The sequence below is a fragment of the Cupriavidus pinatubonensis genome (genome assembly GCF_019602855.1).
GTDB classification, from domain to species: domain Bacteria; phylum Pseudomonadota; class Gammaproteobacteria; order Burkholderiales; family Burkholderiaceae; genus Cupriavidus; species Cupriavidus pinatubonensis.
Window position 1 is genome coordinate 152,386 of the sequence record NZ_CP080767.1, and the last position, 15,509, is coordinate 167,894.

Sequence of the window (15,509 nt, forward strand, 5' to 3'; positions counted from 1 at the left end):
ATGTGGCGCGACGCCATCGGCGAGCAGCATGCCGCGGCCAGCGGCGATGTGCGCATCGCCTCGCTGGTGCCGTCGGTGACGGAGCTGCTATTTTCGCTGGAACTGGGCGAGCAGATGGTCGCACGCACGGGCTTCTGCATCCATCCGGAACCGGCCGTGCGCGCCGTGGCCAAGGTGGGCGGCACCAAGGACGTGAAGCTGGACCGCCTGCGCGATCTGGCGCCCACGCATGTCGTGGTCAATATCGACGAGAACCGCCGCGAAACCGTGGAGGAGATCCGCGCCTTCGTGCCCAACGTGATCGTCACGCATCCGTGCGCGCCGGAAGACAATTTCGAGTTGTACCGGCTGCTCGGCGGCATTTTCGGACGCCAGCCGCAGGCCGAGCGCCTGTGCGCCGCGCTGCAGGCGGAACTGAAGGCCATCCAAGCGCGTGCGTGGCCCGCCCGCAAGGTGCTCTACGCGATCTGGCAGGACCCATGGATGACCGTGTCGCGCAATACCTATATCAGCCGCATGCTGGCGCTGGTGAACTGGCAGACCTGGCCCGAAGAGACGCCGCAGGCGTGCGCGGACGGCGACTGCACCCGGCCGAACGCGGCGGGAGAGCGCTATCCGAGCTTTCGCTGGAACGACGCGCTGGTACGTGGGCTCGATGAGGTGCTGCTGTCCACCGAGCCCTACCGCTTTACCGAAGACCATGCCGACGCGCTCGAGCGGCAGCTCGGCAAGCCGGTGCAGCTGGTCGATGGCGAGATGCTGTCCTGGTACGGCAGCCGCGCCATTGAAGGGGTGCGCTACCTCGCCGCGCTGGCTGCGCGCGGCTGAGCGATATCAAGCCGCCCGAAAGCGGATCACACCGTCATCGCCCGTTTCCCGCACCAGCTCGCCGCGATGCCACAGCGCATGCAGGTGCGCGAGCGATTCGCCCATCGCAAACGTCATCTGGTGGATGTCGAACTGGCGCTTGAAGATCACGCTGACGATATCGTGCGCGCAGCACGGCTTTTCGCGGCACGCTTCGAGCGTTTCGGCGAGGCGATCCACATGGTGTTCGCGCAGTTGGGCGATGCGCGTGTGCAGGTTGCGGAAGGGCCGGCCGTGCGATGGCAGGATCAGCACGTCCTCGGGCAGGCCTTCGTACTTGCTCAGTGAATCGAGATAGAGCTGCAGCGAGTTGGCTTCCGGCTCCATGTCGAACACACTGACATTGGTCGAGATGCGCGGCAGCACCATGTCGCCGGAGATCAGCACATGGGTCGCAGCGTTGTAAAGCGCCACGTGCTCGGGCGAATGGCCGAAACCGGTGATCACGCGCCAGCCCGAAGTCGCCGGATCGGTGCCGATCGTGACCGTGTCGCCGTCCATCAGGCGGCGATACTGCGTGGGCAGGTCTGGCACCAGCGACGGGTAGTAGGTCTTGCGCGCGCGCAGCTTTTCCTGGCTGTCCGGGTCGGTCAGGCCGTGGCGCGCGAAGTGTTCGGCGGCCAGCTCGCCGCCGGCGCTGGAACCCGCGCCGGTGCCGCTGCCCATCACGCGCGCGCTCATGTAGTCGCCCAGGCTCATCCACAGCCGCACATCGAAGCGCTTGCACAGCCAATGCGCCAGGCCGACATGGTCCGGGTGGCTGTGCGTGACCAGCACGCGCAACACCGGCAGCCCTTCGAGTTCGTTGGCGAAGATGGTTTCCCAGTGCGCCTTGATGGTGTCGTTGGTGATGCCGCAGTCGATGATGGTCCAGCCGTCTTTGCCGTCCTGGTGATCCCGCAGCAGCCACAGGTTGATGTGGTCGAGCGCGAAGGGCAGGGGCATGCGCAGCCAGTAGACGCCGGGCGCCACTTCCTGTTTGGCGCCGGGCGCGGGCATGGTGTCCGCGAACGGGTATTGGAGCTGGTGTTCGAGTGCGTTCATGAGGAGTCTCGTGATCGAAGCCCTGCGCCGTGTCACGCTGATTCACGCCGGGGCAGGCGGGCTTTCTTGTCTTTGCCGTCACGCCGGGCCAAATCGGCCGGGCATGAAAGCACCGGTTGCCAGCCGCAGGCGTTGACGCTAACGTAAACGTCAACTCGTGCGACTCGTCTCCATCTTAAGCCAAAAGTTGACTTCGCAACGAACGACCGTTCACTTACTTTGGGCGCACCATGGCAGCCACACACGTTTCCGGATCACCCGCCAGCCCGGTCACCTATACGATCACCGATCTTGCGCGCGAGTTCGATGTCACGCCGCGTACGATCCGGTTTTATGAAGACCAGGGCCTGCTCTCGCCTGAGCGAGCCGGGCCTGGCGGCCGCACGCGCGTATTCAACGGGCGCGAGCGCACCCGCCTGAAGCTCGCGCTGCGCGGCAAAAGGTTGGGGCTTACTCTCAATGAGATCCGCGAAATTCTGGATCTCTACGAGTCTCCGCGCAACACCGCGCCGCAGCTCGAACGCTTCCTCGACGCATTGGCCGGGCACCGCGCCGCGCTCGAGCGTCAGCTCGAAGACCTGCAGGCGCAGCTCGCCGAGATCGATCAGCATGAGAAGCAGTGCAAGGCACTGCTTGAAGCCCAGCGGGCGCACGGCAATGCTCCGGCCAAGCATGAACCTGCCTGACGCTGCACTTGTGGCGCGTCAGCGCACCACTACTGATTGACGTTTACGTAAACGTCAATAGAATACTCCGGACAACCTCACCACGGAGCCGCCATGACGCAGGACCTTGAAGCCGCAGCTGTCCCCGCCCAGCCCGAGCAGTTGTCGGCGGCTCGTGTGGACACCATTGCCACGAGCTTTGCCCGCCAAGGCCTGATGACGACCTTCGGTGCAAGCCTGGCCCGCGTCGAGCGCGGCGAGGTCGAAATCGCCATGCCCTGGTCCGAAGGCGTGACCCAGCAGCACGGCTTCTTCCACGGTGGCGTGGTCGGCGCACTGGCCGACAGCGCGTGCGGGTATGCGGCGCTGAGCCTGGTCGCTGACGGCGAGGCGGGCCTGACCGCCGAATACAAGATCAACCTGCTGTCCCCGGCGCAGGGCGAACGCCTGATAGCCGTGGGGCGCGTGCTCAAGCCCGGCCGTACGCTGATCGTGGCCCAGGGCGATGTCTTTGTCGAACAACAGGGTCGCCGCAAGCTCGTGGCGACCATGCTGATGACGCTTTGCGTCGTGCGTACGCTCGGACACGTCTGACACGCGCCGAACCGCTGCTGCCAACAAGACCCCAAGGAGACCACCATGACCGAACTGCCTGGCCTGAAATTCGACCTGGGCGATGACATCGAGATGCTGCGCGGTGCCGTGCGCGACTGGGCGCAGGCGGAGCTGGCGCCGCGCGCGGGCGAGATCGACCGCACCGACCAGTTTCCGATGGACGCCTGGAAGAAGATGGGCGACCTCGGCGTGCTCGGCATCACCGTGGCCGAGGAGTACGGCGGCGCCAACATGGGCTACCTGGCCCACATGGTGGCGATGGAGGAAATCAGCCGTGCCTCGGCGTCGGTCGGCTTGTCCTATGGCGCGCATTCGAACCTGTGCGTGAATCAGATCCACCGCAACGGCACCGCCTCGCAGAAGGCCAAGTACCTGCCGAAGCTGGTGTCGGGCGAGTGGATCGGCGCGCTCGCGATGAGCGAGCCCAATGCCGGCTCCGACGTCGTCAGCATGAAGCTGCGCGCCGATTTCAAAGGCGACCGCTTCGTGCTCAACGGCACCAAGATGTGGATCACGAACGGCCCGGATTGCGACGTGCTGGTCGTCTACGCCAAGACGGAACCGGACCTCGGCGCGCGCGGCATGACCGCGTTCATCGTCGAGAAGGGCATGAAGGGCTTCTCGGTCGCGCAGAAGCTGGACAAGCTCGGCATGCGGGGGTCGCACACCGGCGAACTGGTGTTCGAGGACGTGGAGGTGCCGGTCGAGAACATACTTGGCGGCGAGAACAGCGGCGCCAAGGTACTGATGAGCGGTCTCGACTACGAACGCGCGGTGCTGTCGGGCGGCCCGATCGGCATCATGCAGGCGTGCATGGACGTGGTCACACCGTACATCCACGACCGCAAGCAGTTTGGCCAGAGCATCGGCGAATTCCAGCTGATCCAGGGCAAGGTCGCCGACATGTACACGACGCTGCAGGCAGCGCGCAGCTATCTGTACACAGTTGGCAAGAACCTGGATTCGCTCGGCAGCGAGCACGTGCGCCAGGTGCGCAAGGATTGCGCCGCCGTGATCCTGTACACGGCGGAGAAGGCCACCTGGATGGCCGGCGAAACCGTGCAGATCCTGGGCGGCAACGGCTATATCAACGAATACCCGGCCGGGCGGCTGTGGCGCGATGCCAAGCTGTACGAGATTGGGGCCGGGACTTCAGAGATTCGGCGGATGCTGATCGGTCGGGAATTGTTTGCCGAGACGATGTGATTCTGACGGCGCCTGGTATCGCCGGGTTCCTCCCTCTCCCGTCAGCGGGAGAGGCGGAGCAAACCGGCGGCTATTCGGAAGGTATTCGCCACTGAGCACCCCAAATCGAGTCCCGAAACCCATTTACAATCCCACTAGCCCCCGCCAGAACGCGTCCACTCGTCTCATGTCCCACTTCCCCAAACTGCTCTCTTCGCAGATTGCCTTCGACGTGGCGCGGACCATGCTGGACGGGTTCGACAAGCATTACCGGCTATTCCGCGAGGTCAGCCGCCAGGCCAAGGTGAAATTCGAGGCCGGCGACTGGCATAGCCTGCAGCAGATGCAACGCGACCGCATCGCGTTCTACAACGAGCGCGTGCGCGAAACCAGCGTGATCCTCGAGGACGAGTACGACGCCGAGAATATCGAGGACGAGATCTGGCAGCAGATCAAGCTGCACTACATCGGCCTGTTGACCAATCACCACCAGCCGGAGCTGGCCGAGACGTTCTTCAATTCGGTCTGCACGCGCCTGCTGCACCGCTCTTACTTCAACAACGACTTCATCTTCGTGCGCCCGGCGATCTCGACCGAGTACATCGAGAACGAGGAGTCGCCGACCAGGCCCACGTTCCGCGCCTACTACCCCGGCAGCCGGCAGGGCATGGCCGAGTGCTTCGAGCGGATCGTGCACAACTTCCAGCTGGAAACGCCGTTCGAAGACCTGCGCCGCGACGTCGGCCATGTCGTGCGGGGCGTGGAGGAGCACTTCGGCGACTTCCGCATCGCGCCGAATTTCCAGATCCACGTGCTGTCGTCGCTGTTCTTCCGCAACAAGACGGCCTTCATCATCGGCCGCATCGTGAACGCCGATCGCACCTATCCGCTGGCGATTCCGATCGTGCACGGTCCGTCGGGCAAGCTGACACTGGACGCCGTGCTGCTCAAGAAGGTGCAGGTGCTGATCCTGTTCTCGTTCACGCACTCGTACTTCATGGTCGACATGGAAATTCCGTCGGCCTACGTGACCTTCCTGCGCGACATCATGCCGCGCAAGCCGCGCGCGGAGATCTACACCTCGCTCGGTTTGCAGAAGCAGGGCAAAAACCTGTTCTACCGCGATTTCCTCCATCACCTGCAGCATTCGTCGGACAAGTTCATCAGCGCGCCGGGCATCAAGGGGCTGGTGATGCTGGTGTTCACGCTGCCGTCGTATCCGTATGTGTTCAAGGTCATCAAGGATTTCTACCCGGCGCCGAAGGAGACCACGCGCGAGCTGATCAAGTCCAAGTACCAGCTCGTCAAGCAGCACGACCGTGTCGGCCGCATGGCCGACACGCTGGAATACTCCAACGTGGCCTTTCCGCTGTCGCGTTTCGACGAGGACCTCGTGCGCGAGCTGGAACACCACGCGCCGTCGATGATCGAATACCAGCGCGGCAAGGACGGCGGCGAGGAGATCGTGGTGCGCCACGTCTACATCGAGCGCCGCATGACGCCGCTGAACATCTGGCTGCAGGAAGGCACCGACGAGCAACTCGAGCACGGCATCATCGAATACGGCAATGCCATCAAGGAGCTGATCGCCGCTAACATCTTCCCGGGCGACATGCTGTACAAGAATTTCGGCGTAACGCGCCACGGCCGCGTGGTGTTCTACGACTACGACGAGATCGAGTACTTCACCGACTGCAATGTGCGCCGCGTGCCCCAGCCGCGCAACGAAGAGGAAGAAATGTCGGGCGATATCTGGTACACCGTGCGGCCGCACGACATCTTTCCGGAGACGTTCCGTACTTTCCTGCTCGGGAACCCGCGCGTGCGCGAGGCGTTCCTGCGCCATCACGAAGATTTATTCGACCCTGCCATGTGGCAGAGCCATAAAGACCGGCTGCTGGCCGGACATGTTCATGACTTCTTTGCCTATCCCATTTCTGAACGCTTCATCAACCGCTACGGCACGGCTGCGCACGGCACGCCCGTCGCCAGTTTCGCAAGGAGAGTCGCATGAGTGACGCTATCGCCCAGCTGTTCCGCAACAACCGCGAATGGGTCGACCGCGTCAACGCGGAAGATCCGACCTTCTTCATGCGCCTGGCCAACCAGCAGGCGCCGGAATACCTGTGGATCGGCTGCTCCGATTCGCGCGTGCCCGCCAACCAGATCCTTGGCCTGGCGCCGGGCGAGGTCTTCGTCCACCGCAATATCGCCAACGTGATCGCGCACAGCGACCTGAACGCACTGTCGGTAATCCAGTTCGCCGTGGAAGTGCTCAAGGTGCGCCACATCACCGTGGTCGGCCACTATGGTTGCGGCGGCGTGAAGGTCGCGCTTAAGCGCGAGCGCATCGGCCTGGCTGACAACTGGCTGCGCCATGTGCGCGATGTGGCCGACAAGCACGAGGCCTATCTCGGCACCATCCTGCGCGAGGAAGATGCGCACACGCGGCTGTGCGAGCTCAATGTCATCGAGCAGGTCAGCAACATCTGCCAGACCACCGTGCTGCAGGACGCGTGGTCGCGCGGACAGGCTGTGACGGTGCACGGCTGGATCTATGGCGTCTCCGACGGCCTGCTGCGCGACCTCGGCATGGCTGCGAGCAACAACGACGAACTGCACGAGCAGCTCGCCGCGGCCTACCGACAGTTCGGCGATCCGCCGCAGGCCTCCATCCGCTGAACGTGCGCGGCATCATGTAGTCATCGAATCAAACACCGTCGTTTCCGTGCGCGTACCCTTACCCGCACGGAGCGACGGTGGTGAAGCATACCGATATCAGGAGAACAGACATGCAAGACCCGATCGTCATCGTTTCCGCCGCCCGCACCCCCATGGCGGCTTTCCAGGGCGAGTTCGCATCGCTGACGGCGCCGCAGCTCGGCGCGGTCGCCATCCGCGCCGCAGTGGAACGCGCAGGCATCAAGCCCGAACAGGTCGAGGAAGTGGTGTTCGGCTGCGTGTTGCCGGCCGGTCAGGGCCAGGCGCCCGCACGACAGGCGGCGCTCGGCGCGGGTCTGCCGCTCAGCGTTGGCTGCACCACCGTCAACAAGATGTGCGGCTCGGGCATGCGTGCGGCCATGAACGTCTATGACGGGCTGGTGGCGGGCTCGTTCGACATCGCCGTTGCCGGCGGCATGGAGAGCATGACCAACGCGCCGTACCTGATCCCGAAGGGGCGCGGCGGTTACCGCATCGGCCACGGCATGATCTATGACCACATGATGCTCGACGGCCTCGAAGACGCGTACGACAAGGGCCGCGCGATGGGTACCTTCGGCGAAGACTGCGCCGCCAAGTACGGCTTCACGCGCGAGCAGCAGGACACCTTCGCGATCGAAAGCGTGCGCCGCGCGCAGCAGGCCACCGAGGCTGGCGACTTCCGCTGGGAGATCGCGCCGGTCACCGTGTCGGGCAAGGGCGGCGACACCGTCATCGATACCGATGAAGGCCCGCGCCGCATCAAGACCGACAAGATCCCGTCGCTGAAGCCGGCGTTCGCCAAGGACGGCACCATCACCGCCGCATCGTCGTCGTCGATCAACGACGGCGCCTCGGCGCTCGTGATGATGCGCGAATCGACCGCCAAGAAACTGGGCCTGCAGCCCATCGCACGCATGCTTGGCCACACCACGCACGCGCAGGCGCCGGGCTGGTTCACCACCGCACCGGTCGAGGCCATGGCCAAGCTGTACCGCAAGCTGGACTGGACCACCGACAGCATCGACCTGTTCGAGATCAACGAGGCCTTCGCCGTGGTGCCGATGGCTGCGATGCACGACCTCAAGATTCCGCGCGAGAAGGTCAATATCCACGGCGGCGCGTGTGCGCTGGGCCATCCGATCGGCGCCTCGGGCGCACGCATCATGACCACGCTGATCGGCGCGCTGCGCAAGACGGGCGGCAAGCGTGGCGTGGCCAGCCTGTGCATTGGTGGCGGAGAGGCGACGGCGGTTGGTATCGAGATCGTCTGATTCAACCCAGCATGTTCCCCCTCTCCCGCTTGCGAAAGAGGGGCCAAACAACCCGATCATCTGAACCTCGCCTGAGGAGATAACCCTTGCCAACCGCACTCATCCTCGGTGCCTCGCGCGGCATCGGTCTTGAATTCGTACGCCAGTACCGAGCCGACGGCTGGCGCGTCATCGCGGCGGCGCGTACGCCCGAAGGCGTCGCGGCGCTGAAGGCGCTCGGCGCCGAAGCGCATCAGGCCGATCTGACCGATCCCGGTGCGGTGGCAGGGCTCGGCTGGAAGCTTGATGGCGAATCGCTCGATGTCGCCATCTACAACGCCGGCGTGCTCGGCCCGCGCACCGAAGGCGCGCAGCCGGTCACGCGCGAGGACTTCGACCGCGTGATGCACGTGAACGTGCTCGGCCCGATGATGGCATTGCCGCTGGTGCTGCCCTACGTCGAAACCGGACAGGGCGGACACGGCGGTGTGCTCGCGGTACTGTCGTCGCGCATGGGTAGCCTCGGCTCCATGGACAGCAACGGCAGCTGGCTGTATCGCGTGAGCAAGGCCGGCGTCAACGCGGCGCTGAAGTCCGTGGCACTCGACGCCCGCCATGCCACCTGCGTGGCGCTACATCCGGGCTGGGTGCAGACCGACATGGGTGGCAAGGGCGCCGACCTCACGCCGCAGCAGAGCGTGAAGGGCTTGCGCCAGGTGCTGGCTGGCGCCAAGCGCCGTGACAACGGCAGCTTCTTCAATTACGACGGCACCCCGATCCCCTGGTAAGCGCGGGCCCGACTCATCGAACAAAGACACGACATGCTGCTGACATCCGAACACGAAATGATTCGCGACGCCGTGCGCCAGTTCGCGCAAGAGGTGATCGCGCCGCAGGCCGCGCAGTGGGATCGCGACAAGACCTTCCCGAAAGACGTGCACCGCGAGCTGGCCGGACTCGGCGCCTACGGGGTGGCCGTGCCGGAAGCCTACGGCGGCGCGGGGCTGGACTACCTGTCGCTGGCGCTGATCCTCGAAGAGATCGCCGCGGGCGATGGCGGCACGTCGACCGTCATCAGCGTGAACAACTGCCCCGTGTGCAGCATGATGATGGCGTTCGCCAATGAAGCGCAGAAGCAGCAGTGGCTGGTGCCGCTGGCGCGCGGTGAGATGCTCGGCGCGTTCTGCCTGACCGAGCCGCACGTGGGGTCGGATGCTTCGGCATTGCGCACGACCGCCGTGCGCGATGGCGACCACTACGTGCTCAATGGCGTGAAGCAGTTCATCACCAGCGGACAGAACGCGGATGTGGCCATCGTCCTGGCCGTGACCGACAAGGCCGCCGGCAAGCGCGGTATCAGCGCGTTCCTGGTGCCGACGAACACGCCGGGCTACATCGTGGCGCGTCTGGAAGACAAGCTCGGCCAGCATTCGTCGGATACCGCGCAGATCGTGTTCGAGGACTGCCGCGTGCCAGCCGCCAATATGCTCGGCGATGAAGGCGCTGGCTACAAGATGGCGCTGTCGGGGCTCGAAGGCGGGCGCATCGGTATTGCCTCGCAAAGCATCGGCATGGCACGTGCGGCGTTCGACGCGGCGCTGGCGTATGCCAAGGAGCGCGAGAGCTTCGGCCAGCCGCTGTTCCAGCACCAGGCCGTGCAGTTCCGTCTGGCCGATATGGCCACGCGCATCGACGTGGCGCGCCAGATGGTCTGGCACGCCGCTTCGCTCAAGGATGCCGGCCGGCCCTGCCTGAAGGAAGCCGCCATGGCCAAGCTCTTTGCCAGCGAGATGGCCGAGAAGGTTTGCTCCGACGCCATCCAGGTGTTCGGCGGCTATGGCTATGTCAGCGACTTCCCGGTCGAGCGCATCTACCGCGACGTGCGTGTGTGCCAGATCTACGAAGGCACCAGCGATATCCAGAAGATCCTGATCGCCCGCGCACTGGCGTAGCCGCGACGCGCGGACACGCGTACCATGGGGCTTGGGAAGCACGGCCAGGCGTCCTGGAGGCTTCCCCAAGCCATCCAACTCACGACAGAGGGCCCCCGTTCATGACCGCTGCGATCGACTTCTACTTTGACTTCTCGTCGCCGTATGGCTACTTCGCCAGCACGCGCATCGACGAACTGGCGCAGAAGTACGGCCGCAATGTGGCCTGGCATCCGATCCTGCTTGGCGTGGTGTTCAAGACCACCGGCTCGTCACCGCTGCCGCAGATCCCCCTCAAGGGCGAGTACTGCTGGCGCGACTTCGAGCGCACCGCGCGCTTCCACGAGATCGAGTACAAGCGCCCGACGCACTTTCCGCTGCCGACCACGCATGCCGCACGCGCCATGCTGTGGCTGCAGAACCATCACGGCGCCGATGTCGCCACGGCGTTCGCGAAGTCGGTCTACCACGCGCTGTTCGTGGACGACATCAATATCGCCGAGCCGGCGGAAATCTCGAAGCTGGCCGAACCGCTTGGCGTGGACGTGCACGCCATGGATGCCGGCGCCACCAGCTACCAGATCAAGGACCAGCTCAAGGCGGAAATCGAAGTCGCCATGGCCAAGGGCGTGTTCGGCTCTCCGTTCGTAATCATCGACGGCGAACCGTTCTGGGGCTTCGACCGGTTCAACCAGATTGAAGACCACCTGAAACGCGGCCGCCAGACCGAACTGCGCGCCGTGGCCAGCGTGGACAGCAACAAGGAAAAGAAACCCGCATGACTGCAGCAAACCGGGCCGATTCCGGCCTGACCTCCGGCCCATCCTCGCGTTTCGACTGTGTGATTTTCGACTGCGACGGCGTGCTCGTCGACAGCGAACCCATCGTCAACCGCGTGCTCAACGAAATGCTCAACGAGCTGGGCATCGCCATCTCGCTCGAGGATTCGACCAAGATGTTCCTGGGGCGCGCGGTGCGCGAGGAACTCGGCAACATCGAACGCATGCGCGGCGCGCCGCTGCCGGAGAACTGGCTGTCGCACTGGCTCGTGCGGCGCAACCAGGTGCTCGAGGCCGAGGTGCAGAGCGTGCCCTTCGTACGTGAAGCGGTGTCTGCGATTGCCGCGACCGGCATGCCGGTGTGCGTGGCATCGGGCGCGGATCGTATCAAGGTCAAGCTGCAGCTCAAGCAAACAGGCCTGGTCGAACTGTTCCAGCAGGACGAGCGCGAGCATATCTTCTCGGCCACCGAGGTGGAGCGCAGCAAGCCGGCGCCGGACGTGTACCTGCTCGCGGCGCGTACCATGGGCGTGGAGCCGTCGCGCTGCGCGGTGATCGAAGACAGCCCGGCCGGCATCACCGCCGGCGTGGCCGCGGGCATGACCGTGTTTGGCTACGCGGCGCGCAACGATGCCGCCATGCTGCGTGCTGCCGGCGCGCATCACCTGTTCACGGATATGCGCGAACTGGCGGAGCTGCTCGGATGAGTGCCAGGCGCCCGCCCCGCGCCACGCCCACGCCGTGCCCGTGCGGCCTGGGCGCGGAATATGACGCGTGCTGCGGCCGCTATCACCGCGGCGACGCCGTGCCACCAAATGCCGAGGCGCTGATGCGCTCGCGCTATACCGCGTACGTCATGGGCAATATGGACTGGGTCCGACAGACCTGGCACCCGTCCACGTGCCCGGCCGACCTGTTGCCGGACACGGCGACGCGCTGGCTGGGCCTGTCGGTCAAGGCCCATTCGCAGCAGGACGATACGCATGCCGAAGTGGAATTCGTGGCGCGCTACAAGGTAGGCGGGCGCGCCTGGCGGCTGCATGAGCGCAGCCGGTTCGTGCGCGAGCCGCGCGCGGCCGGCGAGCCGCCCGTGTGGCTCTATGTGGATGGCGACATGATCGGGGAGGCGTCATGAGCATCGAAGCGAAGGCATCCGGCGACGCGCCGGAATACCTGCTGTACTGCTTTGCCCAGTCGGGCAATGCCTACAAGGCGGCGCTGCTGATGGAAACCGTCGGCATACAGCGCGGCCGCAAGCTGTGGCAGCCGCGCTTCGTCGATTTCTTCAATGGCGAGACCCGTACGCCGGAGTATCGCGCCATCAACGTGATGGGCGAGGTGCCGGTGCTCGAGTTCGGCGGGCAGCGCCTGACGCAGTCCGGTGTGATCCTGGAAACGCTCGCGTCGCGCCTCGATGCCTACGGCGCCGCAAGCGATGCAGAGCGCGCCGAAGTCCTGCGCTGGCTGCTGTTCGACAACCACAAGTTCACGTCGTACACCGCGACCTACCGCTTCCTGCGCGCGTTTGCATCGTCGCCGGACCCGACGGTGGTGCAGTTCTTCCGCGCACGCTGCGAAGGCGCGTGGAGCGTGCTGAACGCGCAACTCGCCGGCCGCAGTTTCGTGGTGGGCGACCACGCCACCATCGCCGACTTCTCGCTGGCGGGCTATGTGTTCTTCGATGACGAGATCGGTGTGCACTGGCGCAAGGAGTACCCGCACATCCACGCCTGGACGGAACGCATGCGCGCGCTGCCGGGATGGAAACATCCGTATGACCTGATGCCCGGACATCCGCTTAACAAGCCCGTCGTTCCCGCGTAGGCGGGAACCCAGTGACTTCTTAGGACGCTGGATTCCCGCCCACGTGCCCTTTGGGTATGCGCGGGAATGACAGGGGTGACAAGCAGGAAGGGACAAACCATGCCCACGCTGGAAACCAAACTCAACGCGCGCTCCGAATCGTTCAAGTCGAATGCCGAAGCCATGCAGGCGCTGGTCGCCGACCTCAAGGCCAAGGTCGCCAAGCTCGCCGAAGGCGGCGGCGATGCCGCGCGTGACAAGCACCTGTCGCGCGGCAAGCTGCTGCCGCGCGATCGCGTGCAGCAACTGCTGGATCCGGGCACGCCGTTCCTGGAACTGTCGCAGCTCGCCGCGTACGACATGTACGACAACGCTGCGCCGGGCGCGGGCATCATCACCGGCATCGGGCGCGTGGCCGGGCAGGAATGCGTGATCGTCTGCAACGACGCGACCGTCAAGGGCGGCACGTATTACCCGATGACGGTCAAGAAGCACGTGCGTGCGCAGGAGATCGCCGAGCAGAACAACTTGCCGTGCATCTATCTGGTGGACTCGGGCGGTGCGAACCTGCCGAACCAGGACGATGTATTCCCCGACCGCGATCACTTCGGGCGCATCTTCTACAACCAGGCCAACCTGTCCAAGCAGGGCATCCCGCAGATCGCCGTGGTGATGGGCTCTTGCACGGCCGGCGGCGCCTATGTGCCGGCAATGAGCGATGAGTCGATCATCGTCAAGAACCAGGGCACGATTTTCCTCGGCGGTCCACCGCTGGTGAAGGCCGCTACGGGCGAAGAAGTCACAGCCGAAGACCTCGGCGGCGCCGATGTGCATACGCGCCTGTCAGGCGTGGCGGATTACTTCGCGCAGAACGATCATCACGCGCTGTCGCTGGCCCGGAACATCGTGCAGCACCTGAACCGGCGCAAGCCCGACCAGATCCGCCTGCATGCGCCGGCCGATCCGCTGTATCCGGTAGAAGAACTGTACGGCGTGATCCCGACCGATACGCGCAAGCCGTTCGATGTACGCGAGGTCATCGCGCGCATTGTCGATGGCTCCGAGTTCGACGAATTCAAGGCGCGCTACGGCACGACGCTCGTCTGCGGCTTCGCACGCATCTGGGGCTACCCGGTCGGCATCATCGCCAACAACGGCATCCTGTTTTCCGAATCGGCGCTCAAGGGCGCGCACTTCATCGAACTGTGCTGCCAGCGCAAGATTCCGCTGGTGTTCCTGCAGAACATCACGGGCTTCATGGTAGGCCGCAAGTACGAGAACGAAGGCATCGCACGCAATGGTGCCAAGATGGTCACGGCGGTCGCTACGGCACAGGTGCCGAAGTTCACGGTGATCATTGGCGGCTCGTTCGGTGCGGGCAACTACGGCATGTGCGGCCGTGCGTATTCGCCGCGCTTCCTGTGGATGTGGCCGAACGCGCGTATCTCCGTGATGGGCGGCGAGCAGGCCGCAAGCGTGCTGGCGACGGTGCGCCGCGACGGCATCGAGGCCAAGGGCGGTAATTGGAGCGCGGAGGAAGAAGAGGCATTCAAGCAGCCGATCCGCAACCAGTACGAGCATCAGGGTCATCCGTACTACGCGAGCGCGCGGCTGTGGGACGACGGGGTCATCGATCCCGCGCAGACGCGCACGGTGCTCGGGCTGGGCCTGTCGGCCAGCCTCAACGCGCCGATCGACGACATGAAGTTCGGCGTGTTCCGCATGTAAGGGCGTCAGAAAAACTCGCCTTGCGCGATTGTCATGGGTTGTCCTGCCTTGCTGTTTCGATGTCTTTCCCTACTGCCGGTGATCGGCCTGCTGGTGTATGCGCAGACCGTGGCGCAGGCGCAGCCTCCGGGCACGGCACCGGCGCCGGCAACCGCGCGCGTGCGTTTTTCGGAGCAGGTGGTACTGGTGCCCAAGGCCGCTTCGCCGTTCAGCATCGACCTGGAAGCCACGGTATTCCGCCCGAACGGCGAGGGTCCGTTTCCGCTCGTGGTCATCAATCATGGCAAGGCCCCCGGCAAGCCGGCGTTCCAGGGCCGGGCGCGCTTCCCGGCGCAGACCGTCGAGTTCCTGCGCCGCGGGTACGTCGTGGTGCTGCCGATGCGCCAGGGCTTCGCGCGCTCGGGTGGGCCATATATCGGGGGCAGTTGCAACATCGAGGTCAACGGCCAGCAGCAGGCCGAGGATGTGGTGGCCGCGCTGGACTACATGGTCAACCAGCCCTATGTCGACAAGGACCGCATCGTCGTGATCGGCCAGTCGCACGGCGGCCTGACCACCATGGCCTTCAGCACGATTTCCTATCCCGGCGTGCTTGGCGTGGTCAACTTCGCCGGCGGCTTGCGCAACCTCAGTTGCGCGGACTGGGAAGACAGGCTGATCGAGACCTTCGGCGACTATGGCAAGGACGCGCGCTATCCTTCGCTGTGGATTTACGGGGACAACGACAGCTATTGGCCAGCGCCGCTGCCCGACCGCATGTTCAATGCGTACAAGGCCAACGCGAAAGGACCGGCCGCGAAGGCGCGCATGGTCGATGTCGGCGAATTCGGCGGCGATTCGCATCGGCTGTTCAGCGCGCGCGAAGGCATTCCCATCTGGCTGCCGGAAGTCGGCGCTTTTTTTCGGTCGCTGGGTTTGCCGTTTGATAACGGGTCCTGA

Annotated in this window: 16 protein-coding genes; 15 read left to right on the top strand and 1 reads right to left on the bottom strand. The window is 64.8% G+C overall.

Annotation, left to right across the window (positions count from 1 at the left end):
- Entirely contained in the window at positions 1 to 828 is an 828-nt protein-coding gene (locus tag K2O51_RS13105; protein ID WP_220631205.1) for a helical backbone metal receptor, read from the top strand.
- Positions 829 to 834: 6 nt separating this feature from the next.
- Here K2O51_RS13105 and K2O51_RS13110 read toward each other — a convergent pair whose 3' ends face one another.
- Positions 835 to 1,911 (bottom strand): MBL fold metallo-hydrolase, encoded by a 1,077-nt coding sequence (locus K2O51_RS13110; protein WP_220631206.1) that lies wholly within the window; start codon positions 1,909 to 1,911, stop codon positions 835 to 837.
- A 230-nt stretch (positions 1,912 to 2,141) separates the two neighbouring features.
- Between K2O51_RS13110 and K2O51_RS13115 the strand changes: the two genes are divergently transcribed.
- The 14 genes from K2O51_RS13115 (at position 2,142) to K2O51_RS13180 (ending at position 15,509) form a co-directional block, all read left to right on the top strand.
- The gene (locus K2O51_RS13115) at positions 2,142 to 2,597 is read left to right on the top strand and encodes a MerR family transcriptional regulator (protein ID WP_220631207.1); all 456 of its coding nucleotides are present in this window, start codon (positions 2,142 to 2,144) and stop codon (positions 2,595 to 2,597) included.
- Positions 2,598 to 2,690: 93 nt separating this feature from the next.
- Positions 2,691 to 3,170, top strand: a complete 480-nt coding sequence (locus K2O51_RS13120; protein WP_011296324.1) for a PaaI family thioesterase — start codon at positions 2,691 to 2,693, stop codon at positions 3,168 to 3,170.
- Positions 3,171 to 3,215: 45 nt separating this feature from the next.
- The gene (locus K2O51_RS13125) at positions 3,216 to 4,397 is read left to right on the top strand and encodes an isovaleryl-CoA dehydrogenase (RefSeq protein ID WP_011296325.1); all 1,182 of its coding nucleotides are present in this window, start codon (positions 3,216 to 3,218) and stop codon (positions 4,395 to 4,397) included.
- 166 nt (positions 4,398 to 4,563) lie between these two features.
- Complete coding sequence (gene aceK / locus K2O51_RS13130; protein WP_011296326.1) at positions 4,564 to 6,390, top strand: bifunctional isocitrate dehydrogenase kinase/phosphatase; 1,827 nt, start codon at positions 4,564 to 4,566, stop codon at positions 6,388 to 6,390.
- Positions 6,387 to 7,058 carry a carbonate dehydratase gene (gene can / locus K2O51_RS13135; RefSeq protein WP_011296327.1) on the top strand — a complete coding sequence of 224 codons (672 nt, stop codon included), beginning with the start codon at positions 6,387 to 6,389 and terminating at the stop codon, positions 7,056 to 7,058. The genes aceK and can overlap by 4 nt, the downstream gene beginning before the upstream one ends.
- 110 nt (positions 7,059 to 7,168) lie before the next feature.
- Positions 7,169 to 8,350 carry an acetyl-CoA C-acetyltransferase gene (locus K2O51_RS13140; protein ID WP_140953219.1) on the top strand — a complete coding sequence of 394 codons (1,182 nt, stop codon included), beginning with the start codon at positions 7,169 to 7,171 and terminating at the stop codon, positions 8,348 to 8,350.
- A gap of 86 nt (positions 8,351 to 8,436) precedes the next feature.
- Complete coding sequence (locus K2O51_RS13145; protein WP_011296329.1) at positions 8,437 to 9,117, top strand: SDR family oxidoreductase; 681 nt, start codon at positions 8,437 to 8,439, stop codon at positions 9,115 to 9,117.
- A 33-nt stretch (positions 9,118 to 9,150) separates the two neighbouring features.
- Entirely contained in the window at positions 9,151 to 10,281 is a 1,131-nt protein-coding gene (locus tag K2O51_RS13150) for an acyl-CoA dehydrogenase family protein (protein WP_220631208.1), read from the top strand.
- A gap of 101 nt (positions 10,282 to 10,382) precedes the next feature.
- On the top strand, positions 10,383 to 11,042 hold the full coding sequence (locus K2O51_RS13155) for a 2-hydroxychromene-2-carboxylate isomerase (protein WP_011296331.1): 660 nt from the start codon (positions 10,383 to 10,385) through the stop codon (positions 11,040 to 11,042).
- Positions 11,039 to 11,746, top strand: a complete 708-nt coding sequence (locus tag K2O51_RS13160) for an HAD family hydrolase (protein ID WP_011296332.1) — start codon at positions 11,039 to 11,041, stop codon at positions 11,744 to 11,746. Before K2O51_RS13155 ends, K2O51_RS13160 begins: the two co-directional genes overlap by 4 nt.
- Complete coding sequence (locus K2O51_RS13165) at positions 11,743 to 12,174, top strand: YchJ family protein (RefSeq protein ID WP_011296333.1); 432 nt, start codon at positions 11,743 to 11,745, stop codon at positions 12,172 to 12,174. The genes K2O51_RS13160 and K2O51_RS13165 overlap by 4 nt, the downstream gene beginning before the upstream one ends.
- Positions 12,171 to 12,863, top strand: coding sequence for a glutathione S-transferase family protein (locus tag K2O51_RS13170; RefSeq protein WP_140953216.1), 693 nt, complete (start codon positions 12,171 to 12,173; stop codon positions 12,861 to 12,863). Before K2O51_RS13165 ends, K2O51_RS13170 begins: the two co-directional genes overlap by 4 nt.
- 99 nt (positions 12,864 to 12,962) lie before the next feature.
- Positions 12,963 to 14,570, top strand: coding sequence for a carboxyl transferase domain-containing protein (locus K2O51_RS13175; protein ID WP_220631209.1), 1,608 nt, complete (start codon positions 12,963 to 12,965; stop codon positions 14,568 to 14,570).
- A 33-nt stretch (positions 14,571 to 14,603) separates the two neighbouring features.
- On the top strand, positions 14,604 to 15,509 hold the full coding sequence (locus K2O51_RS13180) for a dienelactone hydrolase family protein (protein WP_140953522.1): 906 nt from the start codon (positions 14,604 to 14,606) through the stop codon (positions 15,507 to 15,509).